Annotated in this window: 11 protein-coding genes; 8 read left to right on the top strand and 3 right to left on the bottom strand. The window is 59.4% G+C overall.

Translation table 11 applies throughout. The annotated features are described in order from the left end of the window. Positions 1-289: 289 nt before the first annotated feature. The 8 genes from BM177_RS02100 to BM177_RS21075 all read left to right on the top strand — a co-directional run bounded on the left by BM177_RS02100 (position 290) and on the right by BM177_RS21075 (position 10,710). On the top strand, positions 290-970 hold the full coding sequence (locus BM177_RS02100; protein WP_091677518.1) for a response regulator transcription factor: 681 nt from the start codon (positions 290-292) through the stop codon (positions 968-970). A 23-nt stretch (positions 971-993) separates the two neighbouring features. Further along, the gene (locus BM177_RS02095) at positions 994-2,322 is read left to right on the top strand and encodes a sensor histidine kinase (protein ID WP_091676785.1); all 1,329 of its coding nucleotides are present in this window, start codon (positions 994-996) and stop codon (positions 2,320-2,322) included. 575 nt (positions 2,323-2,897) lie between these two features. Beyond that, entirely contained in the window at positions 2,898-4,181 is a 1,284-nt protein-coding gene (locus tag BM177_RS02090; RefSeq protein WP_091677515.1) for a cystathionine gamma-synthase family protein, read from the top strand. Positions 4,182-4,330: 149 nt separating this feature from the next. Continuing rightward, the gene (gene grrA, locus BM177_RS02085; protein ID WP_091676779.1) at positions 4,331-4,720 is read left to right on the top strand and encodes a GrrA/OscA1 family cyclophane-containing rSAM-modified RiPP; all 390 of its coding nucleotides are present in this window, start codon (positions 4,331-4,333) and stop codon (positions 4,718-4,720) included. Positions 4,721-4,742: 22 nt separating this feature from the next. Next, entirely contained in the window at positions 4,743-5,981 is a 1,239-nt protein-coding gene (gene grrM, locus BM177_RS02080; protein ID WP_175492457.1) for a cyclophane-forming radical SAM/SPASM peptide maturase GrrM/OscB, read from the top strand. A 386-nt stretch (positions 5,982-6,367) separates the two neighbouring features. After that, positions 6,368-7,654: a PepSY-associated TM helix domain-containing protein gene (locus tag BM177_RS02075; protein ID WP_091677511.1), complete on the top strand. Its 1,287-nt coding sequence runs from the start codon at positions 6,368-6,370 to the stop codon at positions 7,652-7,654. 97 nt (positions 7,655-7,751) lie between these two features. Further along, entirely contained in the window at positions 7,752-9,962 is a 2,211-nt protein-coding gene (locus BM177_RS02070) for a TonB-dependent siderophore receptor (protein WP_091676770.1), read from the top strand. A gap of 130 nt (positions 9,963-10,092) precedes the next feature. Continuing rightward, a complete protein-coding gene (locus BM177_RS21075) occupies positions 10,093-10,710 on the top strand; it encodes a sigma-70 family RNA polymerase sigma factor (RefSeq protein WP_091676766.1) in 618 nt (205 codons plus the stop codon). A 56-nt stretch (positions 10,711-10,766) separates the two neighbouring features. Here the strand turns inward: BM177_RS21075 and BM177_RS02060 are convergent, their stop codons facing one another. The 3 genes from BM177_RS02060 to BM177_RS02050 form a co-directional block, all read right to left on the bottom strand. Next, complete coding sequence (locus BM177_RS02060; RefSeq protein WP_091676763.1) at positions 10,767-11,912, bottom strand: PLP-dependent transferase; 1,146 nt, start codon at positions 11,910-11,912, stop codon at positions 10,767-10,769. Positions 11,913-12,115: 203 nt separating this feature from the next. Then, positions 12,116-13,570 (bottom strand): MATE family efflux transporter, encoded by a 1,455-nt coding sequence (locus BM177_RS02055; RefSeq protein WP_244532034.1) that lies wholly within the window; start codon positions 13,568-13,570, stop codon positions 12,116-12,118. Continuing rightward, positions 13,567-14,481 (bottom strand): GNAT family N-acetyltransferase, encoded by a 915-nt coding sequence (locus BM177_RS02050; RefSeq protein ID WP_244532033.1) that lies wholly within the window; start codon positions 14,479-14,481, stop codon positions 13,567-13,569. Before BM177_RS02050 ends, BM177_RS02055 begins: the two co-directional genes overlap by 4 nt. Positions 14,482-14,681: the final 200 nt, after the last annotated feature.

Genomic DNA, 14,681 nt, shown 5'->3' with positions numbered 1-14,681 from the left:
GAAATGGCACAGATCGCGTAGCGACCATATTCGGGGAGATCCGCTCCGCGGCAGGCGCAAAGCGGAGATAATCGGCGGCAGGATGGCGTGAACGGAGGGGCCCGTCCGTTCTAACACTGGCGCCCGGCGGCTTCGGACGGGATCGCGCCGCGATTGCTCTTGATGTCTCAAAAGCCGCTCCTCACCCGAACAACGCGAGCGTGATTTTGCCTGAAGCCGGCGACGCTGTCCGGAATCATGCTCCTGGCAAAAGCCGCTCTCCTTTTCAGAGGCGATGGACAACGCGCGTATGAAAATCTTGATCGTCGAGGATGAGCCCGATATCGTCCGATTGCTCGCTGGACAGCTCGACAATGCCGGCTTCGACTGCGATCCTGTCGGGTCCATGAGCGACGCTCTCACCTCGCTTAAACGATATCCCTATCATCTGATGCTGCTCGACCGGCGGCTTCCCGATGGCGACAGCATCGCCTTCCTGCCAAATATCCGCAGGCTCCGGCCGAACATCCGAATTCTGATTTTGTCGGCTCATTGCGAGAAAGGCGACAAGGCCAAAGGCCTCAACAGCGGCGCCGACGATTACCTGACGAAGCCCTTCGACAGCGATGAATTACTCGCGCGCGTGATCGCCCGGCTCAGAACGTCAGGCGAACTACAGATGCCGCCGATCACGATCGGAGCAGTCTCCTTCGACGCCGCCGCGGGGCAGATTTTCATCGGGGGGCGGCCGTTCCTGCTGCATCGGCGGGAGTACGCGCTCTTCGGGGCCTTGATGCGCCGGATCAATCGGGTGTCGCCGCGAGAGGCGTTGATGGAGGAAGTCTACGGCGCCGGCGAGGCGATCTTGCCCGGCGCCCTCGACACACTCGTGTCACGGCTGCGAAAGCGCCTGGCGGACGCCGAGGCCGGCTGCGAGGTGCATCTCGTGCGCGGACGGGGCTACCTGCTCACAAAATCTCTGACGTCGTGACGCCTTCGTCACTGGCGTGGCGGTTGGTCGGTCACCTGCTCGCCGGGCTGATGGCGGCCTATGTCCTGACGATCCTCTGGCTGCAGTTCGGCGAACTTCTCACCGGCTCGGCGGCGTCCGATCTTCAATGGGACGATTTCAGCCGATCGGGAACCCAGGCCCTGGTCGCGAGGTCTTTGGTCCGTTCGCCCGATGGAGCGGTTTCAATCGATCCAGATCCGGACTTGCGGGCGGAACTGGAACGCACGCCGACGCTGAAATACGCCGCTTTCGATCCTGAGACGGGCGTCGCGGCGCCGGGCTCGTCGCAAGAACTTGTCGCGGCTCTGGGGACGATGGAGCGTCTCAAACCCTTGGCGATGACGTTCCGCCTCGGCGGCGAGAACGACTCAGCGCCGAAAGGCGTCGCCGCGCTCCGGCAGACGCCGACCGGCAGGAGGGTGATTGCGATTTATGGATACCGCTTCAGCTGGCCCATGCTCTTGCGCAATATATCCGAATCCTTCGGCGAGACCTTCAAATATTTTCTCCCTACATTCGCTGTCGCGATGGGGGTCGGCTGGCTGTCCCTGCGGCGCGGCCTGAAGCCCTTGCGCGACGCCGCTCGTCAGGCGCGACAGATCGACATGAAGGCGCTCGACCGTCGCATAGACCTGACCGGCATCCCCTCGGAAATCTTGCCGCTCATGACGACGATCAATGACGCGCTCGACCGGCTTGCTGCAGGCGTCGAGCGCGATCGCCGGTTTATCGCCAACGCCGCGCACGAACTACGCACGCCGATCACCATATTGAGCGCGCGGATCGACGCCCCAAGGGCGCCCACATTCGAGAACGATCTCAAACGCGACGCCCGCCGCATTCGTAATATCGTGGAGCAGTTGCTCGTCACATCGCGGCTCGGCAGGCACGGGAACGGCTTCGACGACGACGTCGATCTGGCCGCGGCCGTCCAATCGGTCGTCGATGATTACGCCCTGCTCGCAATCAGAAACAAGCAAGAGATTCAGTTCGAATCCGGCGACGCGCCGGTTGTCGTGCGCGGCGATCGCAGCGCCATCGAAAGCGTCGTCTCCAATCTCGTCGACAATGCGCTCCGCGCGGAACCCGAAGGCGGAACCGTCGTCGTCCGCGTGCGGCCGGGCGCAATCATCGAGATCGTCGATCATGGCGAGGGCGTTGCGCATTGCGACCGGCATGTGATCTTCGAACCGTTTTGGCGCAAAAGCGAGCAAACTCCGGGCACGGGCCTTGGCCTCGCCATCGTCAGGGAGCTCATCGAGCTGCATGGCGGGACAATTTGCGTGAGCGAGACTCACGGCGGCGGCGCGACGTTCAAGGTGACGCTTTAGCAACAGCGGCGGCCGTCGCTTTGCGAATACGCAAGCCAGTCAGCGTTCCATGCATGATCTCGCATATGGCGATCGCCTGATGAGGAGTAAGGACGGACTTGGCCGTTGACGCAAGGTTCTGGAAGTTCACAACAGGATCATACAATAGGCGCCCGCCGTCTCTCCGGCGATCGTTGGACAACGCGCTCTCCTTGCGCGCGCGAAATCTCGACCACACCGCCGTCGCGAGCGGCGCGCGTCTGATCTCAGCCTCGGGCGGCTCCCGGCGTCCAGCTGACCGTAGAGGCTGTCCCACGCAAATCCAGTGAAGTCGCCGAGGCACCCGTGAGGTCGATCCAAACGCGAGGACACCCACCGCGATCCAAGCATTGTCCGCCTTTCCGGCCGCGCTAGAGCATATTCCGATCGGATTGAATCAACCCCATCGAGAAGAATATGCTCAACCTTTTGACCCTCTAGAGATTTCTGATCGATCGCATGACTTCATGCGATCGGAAAGCGCTCTGGATTTATCTCGCGACATCAAACACTCTGCAGAGTCGGTACGCCGCGATCGCTGTTCGAAGGAGTTTCTCATGGACGAGTCTCGCTATCATAAGACCGCGATTGGCGGCCATCCGCTCAATCCAGAAACTCTCATGCTTGGGTATGGTTATGATCCCGCTCTTTCGGAAGGGTCGGTCAAACAGCCCGTTTTCCTGACGTCCACCTTCGTTTTCCGCACCGCTGAAGAGGGCCGTGATTATTTCGACTATCTGGCTGGCCGCCGGACGGTTCCTCTCGACCGCCAAGCCGGTCTCATTTACTCGCGGTTCAATCATCCAAACCTCGAAATTGTCGAGGATCGCCTCGCGATTTTCGAAAACGCCGAAGGCGGACTTGTGTTTTCCTCCGGCATGGCGGCAATCGCCACCACGATCCTCGCTTACGCAAAGGCGGGCGAATGCGTCTTGCACAGCCGCCCGCTTTATGGCGGCACCGAGGTCCTCATTGACAAGACCCTTGCGCCCTTGGGAATAAAAGGCGTCGGCTTTAGGGATGGCCTTGATGAAGCAGGCATTCGCGCCGCCGCTGAACGCGCCATGATTGACTCCCGCGTCGCCATGATTTTCATCGAGACGCCGTCGAATCCAATGAACACTCTCGTCGATATTTCGCTCGTACGGCGGATCTCGGAGGAAATCGCGCTCAAACAGGGATCACGGCCGATCGTGTGTTGCGACAACACGCTTCTCGGGCCGGTCTTCCAATCGCCGCTCGAACATGGCGCTGATTTGTCCGTTTATTCGCTGACGAAATATGTTGGCGGCCATAGCGACCTCATCGGAGGCGCGGTCATTGGCTCCGCGAACGATCTCAAGCCAATTCGCGTCATGCGCAGCGCCATCGGCACACAGCTCGATCCACATTCCTGCTGGATGTTGAGTCGCTCCCTCGAAACATTGACGCTTCGGATGGAGCGGGCCGCGAGCAACGCCGCGAAAGTCGCGGAATTTCTTTCACGTCATCCGAAAGTGGCTACGGTTCATTATCCTCCTCTCCTGCCCGTCGATCATCCCACTCGCATTCTGATGGGAAGACAGTCCAAATCGGCGGGATCGACTTTTTCATTTGACCTCAAAGGAGGGGAAGCGGAAGCGTTCGCCTTTTTGAACAGGCTCCAGGTTTTTAAGCTTGCGGTGAGTCTCGGCGGGACGGAATCCTTGATCTGTCATCCCGCGACGACCGTGCATTCTGGCCTTCCAGAAAAAGACCGTCGTGAAATCGGCATCACTTCGGCCTTGATTCGCATGTCGATCGGAATTGAACATCCCGATGATCTCATCGCCGACATCAGCCAAGCAGCGTCGTCAGCGTGATGAGCATGGCCTATCCAGACCGGTGACGAGGCCCTGAAGCTTGGCGTTAAGTGACGCGCGCCGGCACCGCGTTGCAGCGTCCTTTTTGTTATTTGACAACCGCTTTAACAAAGACCTTAAATGCGCCGCCAATTCATAGGAGGAGCTTGATGCGGAATCGTACCCTGGCTGCGTTGTCCTTTCTCCTTCCAGCGGGAGTGTTTGGCGTCTCTGTGACCTTGGCGGGCGCGGACGCGAACGCAATGCCGGTCTCGCCTCAGGGCGCAGAATCGGGGCGTGAGCTAGGCGTCGCCGCGAGACTCAAAGCCATTCGCGATGGAGTCTCCGATGTTCTCGACAACACGTCCGACGACGTGCTCCCATCTGTCGTCGAAGGTTTTCCAAACGTCCTGAAGGCGCAGTGGCGCAACTGGCGCAACGGCGGCTGGCGGCCGCACTGGCGCAATGGCGGGTGGGGATGGCGCAACGGCGGCTGGGGGCCGCACTGGCGCAATGGCGGCTGGCGTAACGGCGGCTGGAGAAATTGGCGTAACTGGTAGCCGACAAGGTCCGGAGCACGCCATGCCAACGGCCAAGACCGCGCCAATCAAGAGCGCGCCAACAAGGCGACAAACGCCGCTCATCGAGACATTGGTCGTACAACCGACCGCGTTCTGCAACATCAATTGCCGCTATTGCTATCTGCCGCAGCGCGACGCCAAAGCGACGATGGAGCAGAACACGATCGAAACCCTCTTTTCCAAGGTGTTCGCCTCGGGCTGGACGGGCGACGAGCTGACGATCATTTGGCATGCCGGCGAGCCTCTCGTGCTGCCGTGTTCCTATTACGAGAGCGCCTTCAGGGCGATTGAGGCGTTACGGCCGCCTACGCTCGCTGTGCGGCATGCCTTTCAGACCAACGGCATGCTGATCACACCGGCATGGTGCGCTCTTTTCAAGGAATGGGAGGTCGGCGTAGGCCTCAGCATCGATGGTCCGCAGGCGCTGCATGACGCCAATCGCGTGACGCGATCGGGACGCGGCACGTTCGAACAAGCAATCGCCGGCTTGCGCCTGTTACGGCGGGAGAATGTGCCATTCCATGTCATTTCCGTGCTGTCGGCCGAGAGCATGACCTCTCCCGAAGCGATGCTCGCCTTCTATCTTTCCGAGGGCGTAGAGGACATCTGTTTCAACGTCGAGGAGTCCGAAGGCGACCACGTCTCCAAGCTCTTCGCCGGCGCCGATTCTGCGGATCGCTTCCGCGATTTCCTGAAGCGTTTCTGGAAGCTGGCGCGCGAGAGCGGCCGCATACGGTTCATCCGCGAGATCGACGACATGCTGCCGCGCATATTCCGGCCCGAAGACCGCGATCGTGTCGACGCCTGCGACACGGGCAATGAGCAGGTTCAGCCGTTCAGCATGCTGAATGTCGCCTGCGACGGCTCCGTCTCAAGCTTTTCGCCTGAGCTTCTCGGGCTCAAGAACGCGCGTTACAATGATTTCATCGTCGGCAATATCCTCACTGATTCCCTTGAGGCCATGCTCGCCGGCGCCGCAATGACGGCGATGGCTCAAGACATTGCGGCGGGCGTCGAGATTTGCCGTGCGGGCTGCGAATATTTTTCCGTTTGCGGCGGCGGCGCGCCGGTCAACAAACTTTCGGAAAATGGCCGGTTCGACAGCGGCGCAACCTCGTTTTGCCGGCTGACGGAAATGGTTCCAACCGACCTCGTGCTCGAAGCCTTCGGCCAGCTCGAGAATGCGATCGGTTATGACATGCGCCGCGCCGACCTTGCCCGCGTCGCCGGCGTTAACTGAGGCGGGATAGAGATTCCGGAGCGGCGCCGAGCGCGCGCTTTTCGGGGGCATCGTTTGCCCTTGGCCGCGTCTGCGACAGAGCCGCATCGCCGCGCCGATGCTTCCGGCGAGAGCCGATGACCGCGAGAAATCAAACCGCGAATTTTTGACAGGGTTCGCGCGAACCCGGTCATTCCTCCGAATTCGTTGGACTGGCGGCGCCGCGGCGTTGAATTAGAAAACATCTAAACTACTGAAAATACCTCGCAATTTCTTTTCCTGCTGTTTAGCCTGTGTCAGATTGTCTGGTTGCGGCTCTTCGTCGATCAGAAATCTTCCAGCAATGAGCGAGAGAGATGCTCTTTCGCGCAGCCGCGGCATGCGCTCCGCCGCCGGGCAGATCTTTCATGAGACCAGGTCTTGTCATTTTGCATCGTTGGGTCGGCGTGGCGATCGCTCTGTTTCTGATCGTCGCGGGGCTGACCGGCGCGGTTATTTCGTGGGACCACGAGCTGGACGGCTGGCTCAATCCGCAGCTATGGCATGTTTCAAGCCGCGGAGACTTCCTCTCGCCGTTCGAGCTTGCGGCGAGGATCGAAGCCGCTGATCCGCGCGGCTTCGTCACCTACCTGCCGCTTCACGCGGAAATCGGAACATCCGTTTCGACCCTCGTCGACGCCCGCGTCGACCCTGCGACAGGAAAACTTTTCGACCTGGGTTATAATCAAGTCTTTATCGATCCTGTCACCGGGGAAATCCTGGGGAGGCGGGAATGGGGTGAAATCGGTCTCGACCGCGAGCATCTTATTCCATTTCTCTACAAGCTTCATTTCAGCCTCTGCATCCCGGAAATGTGGGGCGTCGAACAATGGGGCGTCTGGCTTATGGGCGGCGTTGCTCTCTTTTGGATTATCGATTGTTTCGTCGGCTTCGCGCTCACGCTGCCGCCGGGTCCGCTCGGCGGCGCGGTTTGGCGGGCGCGATGGAGTCCGGCCTGGCGGATCAAATGGACGGCTTCGACATACCGCGCCACTTTCGACATCCATCGCGCATTCGGGTTGTGGCTATGGGCGCTTCTCTTCATTCTGGCGGTGAGCGCCGCTTCGTTGAACCTCAACAAGGAAGTCGCGCAGCCGATCGTCAACTTTTTTTCGACTTTCACGCCAGCGCCGACAGACCTACGCGTCGCGCGCCCTGTTGACGACCCGATCATGCCGCGCATTCCGATGCCGGAGATCGTAGCGCGCGCGAATGAGGAGACGGCTCGGCGCGAGTTCAACTCGCCGGCGGGATCGGTCGGCTATGCGCAGCAATTCGGCGTGTACAGTGTGCAGTTCTTTGCGCCCGGCGACGAGCATGGCGCTGCCGGCGTCGGCCCCATGGAGCTTTATTTCGACGGCGAGGATGGACGCTTCCTCGGCGATCGGATCCCCTGGCGGGGGACCGCAGGGGATCTGTTCCTCCAAATTCAGTTTCCGCTGCATTCGGGACGCATCGCCGGCCTCGCCGGGCGCATTGTCATCTCTATGATGGGCGTCGTCGTCGCGGCGCTGTCCGTCACGGGACTCGTCATTTGGTGGAGGAAGCTGCGCGGGCGCGCGGCAAGAGCCGCGAAATCGGTTCGAGACAACGCCCACGTCGGCGAGCCGCCCGGCGAGATGAACGAAGAACGCCTGACAACGCGCTCACATTAGCTTCTATATTTAAATAAGAATAAGTCTAAATCATTATTATTGAAGTATTTTTTTGTTGACGTATCCTTTGAACAGAATTGTTCAAGGAAAGCGTATCATGAGATACAAAGTCAACCGCGGCCGTGTTCGGCTTACAGCGAGCATTGTTGGGGCGGCGCTGGCGACGCTGGCGCCGGCCGCTGGTCAGGAGACAACGAGCGCGCAAGCCGCGAGCCAGGCTTCTCAGTCCGCGCCGGAGTCCGGCGCGGATGGAACGCTCGTTCTTGATGCGGTCGTTGCGACGGCGCCGGGCGGCGATGGCGCGGCGTCGCAGTCAAGGCCCGCAGTCGAGGGCTATGTCGCCAACAGCACCTATGTCGGGACCAAAACGGATACGCCGATCATCGAAGTTCCGCAGTCGGTTTCTGTCGTCACCCGCGAGCAGCTCGACGACCGCAATGTGCAGACGTTGAGCGAGGCGCTGGCTTATACGCCGGGCGTCGAAATCGGAGTCTTCGGCTTCGATCCCCGATTCGATTCGTTCTATGTCCGCGGCTTCGACATGACCTACACTGGCATCTATCGGGACGGCCTGCGTCAGCCCGCGAGCCCGTTCGCCATTTACAAAACGGAGCCTTACGGCCTCGACAGCATCACTGTCCTGAGGGGCCCGAGTTCCGCCCTCTACGGGTTGGGTTCTCCAGGCGGCCTGATCGATATGACCAGCAAGCGGCCGACCGCAACCACCTTTCACGAATTGCAGTTCCAGACCGGCAGTTACCAGCGCGCACAGGGACAATTTGATCTCGGCGGTCCAATCGACCCGGCCGGCGTGTTTTCCTATCGCCTGACCGGCCTTTTCCGCGACAGCGACACCCAGCTTCCCGGCGTCAAGGACAACCGCGACTTCATAGCGCCGGCGTTCACATGGCGGCCGGACGCGGCGACCTCGCTGACGCTCCTCGGCGGCTATATGAACAGCCTCACCACCGGAAATCCGGGCTTCTACCAGACGCCGGAAGGCGAACTGACGCATATCTACAGCGGCGATCCGGCATTCGGCGATTTCAACCAAAATCAGTTCCGCATCGGCTACGCGTTCGAACACAAATTCGACGACACGTTCACCGTGCGTCAGAACGCGCGCTATTCCTATGTTTCGGCCGACGCCAAATACACGCAGATCGACTACGTCGATTTCGCCACCTTGATTGCAAACCGCTCGACGGGCCGCGTCATTGATCATCTCGGCACGTTCGGCGTCGACACGCAGCTGCTGACGCGATTCTCGACCGGCCCAATCGATCATCTCGTGCTTACCGGGGTCGACTACACCTACGCGCAATATAACGACAAGGTTGGTTTTGGCTCGGCTCCGGACCTCTATCTCTTCCCCGCGCAGCCCGCTTACGGCTCGCAATTCATTCTCAGCCCTGAATATTCCTATAATGTGGATCAGCTGCAAGGCGCGATCGGCGGCTATATCCAGGATCAAGCCAAATTCGGGCCTCTCACTTTGACAGTCAGCGGACGCAATGACTGGGTCTCGACGAAGACGAACGATCGTTTCGCCTTGACCGAGACAATCCAGAACGACCAGGCGTTTACGGGGCGCGTCGGCCTGACTTATCTGTCGCCGATCGGTCTTGCGCCTTACGCCAATTACGCCACCTCTTTCGTGCCGACGATCGGGACGGATGCAGCCGGAGCGCCGTTCCGGCCAATCACCGGGGACCAAAAGGAAGTCGGCGTCAAATACCAACCGCCCGGGATGAACGGGCTGATCTCAGCCGCGCTCTTCGATATAACCCAGTATAATTCACTAAGTCAGGACCCGGCAAATATCGCGTTCCAGATTCAGACCGGCGAGGTCCGCTCGCGCGGATTTGAACTCGAGGGCGTCGTCAATCCATTGCCCGGCCTCAATGTGACGCTGGCTTATACGGCGCTTCAGCAAAGGATCATCGTCGGCGACCTGGACACAGTCGGAAACGCCCCGTCTGGAATCCCCGCCCAGTCATTTTCGATCTGGGGGGACTACACGCTTCCGACTGACGCTGTCCTGCCAGGGCTCGGCGCTGGATTTGGCATGCGCTACATCGGCGCGAGCTACGGCAATGATCAGAATACATTTATGAATCAGCCGGTGACGCTTTTCGATGCGGCCCTTCACTATGATTTTAGCGCGCTCGACACAAGGCTTTCCGGCTTGCGGTTTCAGCTGAACGCGACAAACCTGTTCAATAAGCAATATTCCACATCTCAGGCCGGTTTTGGCTATTGGGGACAAGATCGCACGGTCATAGCCTCCCTGCGATACAGATGGTGACGCCCCATTTCTTCAATCCCGATCACAACGCTCTCTTTTTAACGAACATCGCCACAAGCAGGCCTGATCGACGATCGAGATGTATTTGTCCCGAGGCCGCTGAACGCGCGACTCTCATCAAGGTTATGCTATGTTGATTTCAAAACCCGCAGAAAGCGCGGCCATCCTTCTGAATTTCTTTGTTTCTCATAGACCACAACTCCTTTCGATCGCCATCAGGATTTTGCGCTGCCCGCACCTGGCCGAAGACGTCGTTCAAGACGCCGCGGTCAAGATTAGTCAGATGCGCAACGAGACCTGTATCGACAGTCCTGAACGATTTGCCCGGCAAATCGTCAGAAACCTGTCGATTGATTATGCGCGCAAGCGAAAACTGGAACGACGTTCAGCGGCGCCGGAGGCGGATGGCGAAGCAATGCCCTGCCCTTCAATTGATCCTTGCGCGCGAATCGAACATTGCGAAGCCATGCGGGCCCTTGCGGCTGCGCTTAATGAGCTGCCGCCTCGAACACGCTACGCTTTCGAACGCGCCCGCATCGCAGGAACGCCCCAAAAGAGCATTGCGGCAGATCTCGGCGTGTCGCCGACGCTCGTCACCTTCATGGTGCAGGAGGCTCACGATCATTGCCTTATTCGGCTGAACGAGCACACACGAGGGGAGTCCGACAAGGCCCTCCCGCGCGAAGGCGGGTCTCACAGGCGCCGCGGCCGGAGGTCGATCGCGCGACGACAAGGATCATCCGCATAGTCAAGGGCGCGGTGAACTCCCGCGCCGACATGCTTGACGCTTTATCTCACGCAGGCTCAAAGACGCCCCTGAGCCAGGGCCTGTTCAAGATCCCGCCACAGTCCGTCGACGTCCTCGAAACCGATGTGTAGTCTGATCAAGCGCGCGCTTACGCCGAAGCGCGCAAAGCTGTTGGCCTCGGGCAATTGCAAAGGCGCCAACGCGGGCACGACGAGACTTTCAGGGCCTCCCCAACTCACCCCCAGGCGGAAAACCCGCAAAGCGTCAACAAAGGCAGGGACGTTGATTGCGTCGTCGACCTCAAAGGAGAAAAGCCCGGAATATCCATGGAGCGTGCCTTTGCCTCGATGGTTTGAATAGATCGGATGGAAAACGCGCCGGACATCTGGATGGTTCTTGAGCCGCTCGGCGATTGAAACTCCGCTTTTCATGTGGTGCGAAAGTCGCAGCGGCAACGTGCGTAAGCCGCGAATCAGCAGCCAGGCTTCAAAAGGCGAGAGCTTGGCGCCGAGGTAAGGAAATGTGCGCCTGTTGATTCTGGCGATGTGTTCCATTGATCCAGAGACGATCCCCGCGACGGTGTCGCTATGCCCCCCGAGATATTTCGATGCGGCGTGAATCACGAGATCGACGCCATGGATGATCGGCTTTTGGAACACCGGCGTCGCCCAGGAATTGTCGAGAACGCTGACGACGCCATTTTCTCGCGCCAGCTGCGCGAGCGCGGCGATGTCCTGCAGCTCGAACACCATCGAAGAAGGACTTTCCAGATAAAGAAGCCGGGCGCCAGGCAGCGCCGCGGCGACTGCGTCGACGTCGGCGCCGTCGACATAGTCGACCGTCACGTTGAATTCCGAGAGCAGCAATTCGAACATGCGGTAGGCGTCGCTATAGACATGGCGTATTGTGACGATGCGATCTCCCGCAGAGACGAAGGCGAGGACTGTTGCGGCGATCGCGCCCATCCCGCTTGAAAACGCGCGCGCCGCTTCCGCGCCGTCCAGCGCCGCCATAAGCCGTTCAAATTCCATGACCGTGGGATTGTCGCCGCGCGAATAAATGAGCCGATGCGAGCGTCCCGCATAGACGTCGGCCATATCGGCGAAATTATCGAAGGTGAACAGCGATGTTTGAAAGATAGGCGGCGTAGCGGCGTTGGCCGGATACGCCTCGACGGCGGCGATTGCAGCCGCCGCAGACATTTCATGGCCGTCGAAATGGGGAAACGGAGTGTTCACAATTGTTTTCCAGATGTTGGCCCGCGCGCGAGTCTATGATTCGTCAGGCGTCGATTGAAAAAGTTTCACAAGAGCGACTTCTGATCGGATAGACTCATTTGATCTATCCGCCAGTAGAATGATTTCATGTGATCGGCCACGGATCCGCGCGCCCGGACGTCATCAACTCATGTCAGATGTGAGAGTGGAAGAGCGGAACAGTCTGTCGTCCTCTGCAGCAGCATTCGTTCGCGAAGCAGAAAAATCAGGGATAGTGCGGCAGTGAGCCCCATCGCTATGGGGAGGCTGAGGATCACGCCCTCTATTCCCCAGAAATTCGGCAAGATTACTAGCAGCGGAATGAGCAGATAGCCTTGCGGAGCGAGACTGACGAGCCCCGCGAACACGCCTTTGTCAAGCGATTGCAGAAGCACCAATGTGACGAGATGTATGCCCGTCAGTGTGAAACAGATGTGAAACGCCACAAGCGCCTTGACGCCTATCGACGCCGCGACGGGATCTCGCGTGAACAGGCTGACAATTGCATCCGGAAAAGCCAGAATCGTCAACGCATAAGCGATTGCGAACGCAGTGGTCGCAATGAGCATGATCCGCGTGGCGGCGAGCACTCGGGCCGGAGCTCCCGCGCCATAAGCATAGCTCAGCACCGACTGAGCCCCGATGCAAAATCCAACCAGCGGTAATTCGCCAAAGGTCAGCACACGCAGAGCGATGGCGACGCCGGCGATGGCCGCGTCGCCGCCGTAAGCGCCGGCCGCGCGATAGACCATCGTGAAAGCGACCGCGGACAAGGCCGTCGTGAGCGTCGCAGGGACGCCCACATTAAGAATCGGGCGCAATATGTCCGGCCTCGGACGGAACAATCCCCAATGAATCCGAAGGATGCCGATCTTCCTGCTAAAATAGATCGCGAAGGCGGTGAGCGCCGCGAACTGCGACGTGATAGTCGCGAGGCCCGCGCCCGCCACGCCGAGACCCATTCCAAAAATAAAGATAGGATCGAGCACGATATTCAGCGCAAAAGCGCCAACGAGCGTCCACATACTGAAACGCGTATTGCCTTCGGAGATAACCACAAAATCACAAAGGATCTGCAACAGCATCAGCGCGCAGCCAAACGCCAAAACCCCAACATAATCTTGCGCATATGACAGGACGGCGTCCGTCGCGCCGAAAAACAGGAGAATCGGCGTCAGCCACAAGAGCAAGCCTGCGGTGCAGGCGAGCCCAAGCAGCCCGGCCAACCCCAGGCCTACCGTCGCCGTTGTGCTGGCGTCGTCCGCGTCATGGGCGCCGAGCAGACGCCCGATTGTCGCGGCGGATCCTACTCCAAGCCCGTGGCCAAGGGCGGAGACGAACAGGAAGATCGGCAACGCGACGCTGACTGCGGCAATCGCCTCAAGGCCCATCATACCGATGAACGCCGCGTTGACGACATGATGGAGGGCATTGATTGAAAGCCCAAGAACGGACGGCATGGCGAGACGTAGTATGAGCGAGGCCAGGCGAGGGTCCGCGAGATTCGCTGGCCCAAGACGCGCGCTTTCCTTCGAGACATTGGCCGACTCGATCGGATCGTCCATGACGCAACATGACTGCGAAGTCGTATTCGAGCCGCTCATTGAGCCGTCGCCCGCTCATCAACAGGTTGCAGTTCTCGCTTTGGAGCGTGCGCCAGAGATTCCTCCTGCCCCGATGCCGTCAAATTCGGGATCAATAATCGATCTCTGAAAAAACGCTCGCGCAGGAGCATCACAAGAAGCGCTCTCTTGTGCGGAAAATCGAAATGTTTGATTTTTGCGAAGCCCGCTTTTTCAAGGTTGCGAATCTGCTGGCTGTGGGTCGCGCTCGGTTCGCCGACAATTCGTTGTGTGCGCGGATCGTCGAGAAGCATAAAATGCATGAGCGAGGGGAGCCATGCTGTGATCCAGGCCCGCCCCCGAAAAGCGTCTTCCCCAACCGCCACATGCCATCCGCGATCATAATCTTCCGAGGGGTAGTATGGGCCAAGGCGATTTTCTTTCGCCCAATAAATCTCGAAATAGCCGAAGGGCGACTCATCGAAACAACCAATCAACGGGAGCACATGAGGATCAGCGAGGCGTGCTTCAAGATAGGCGCGATGGCGTCCAAGATCGCCCGCCTCGTCCCAGATCGCGTCGATGCGCGGATCGTTCATCCATCGATTGTAACGTTCCAGATCTGCGTCGACGTCGAGAACACGAAACGACACCGACTGATCGAGCCAGGGGATATAGCGCGCATAGACAACGCCCGCCGGCTGACGTCGGCGCAGCGGATGGTGCTTTCCGTCGGTCATCACATGATATTGCGGGAACGCGGTGGACGTATTCCTGGGAATCCATGGAGTGGGAAGCTGCCAAAACATCTCCGGCGCGACGATCAGATCATCACCGTCCGGTATAGCGGCGCCGGCAGCGAGGGCATGTCGCAGTTCCGACGCGGAATCACACTTCAGACGAAGCCATTTGAGGACTGGGTTCCACGCAAAAACCGCCTCGATCGCCGCCAACGCCGTGCGCTCTGAGTCTTGAAGCGGCGCTGAATCGCCCGCCGAGAAGATCAGCGTTTGAGAATCACGATCGAGATGGAATGTCGCCCCGGGCGAACGGCCCTCAACTCTGAGGCCGTTATCCAAGGAGATCACACGTTTACGATCGAAGCAATTCGCATTAAACGCCCAAAAATTCTGACTGCGAGTTTCCTGTCGCG

Origin of the sequence: Methylocapsa palsarum (assembly GCF_900114285.1) — a bacterium.
Taxonomy (GTDB): Bacteria; Pseudomonadota; Alphaproteobacteria; order Rhizobiales; family Beijerinckiaceae; genus Methylocapsa; species Methylocapsa palsarum.
This window is presented reverse-complemented; position numbering and strand designations above follow the sequence as displayed.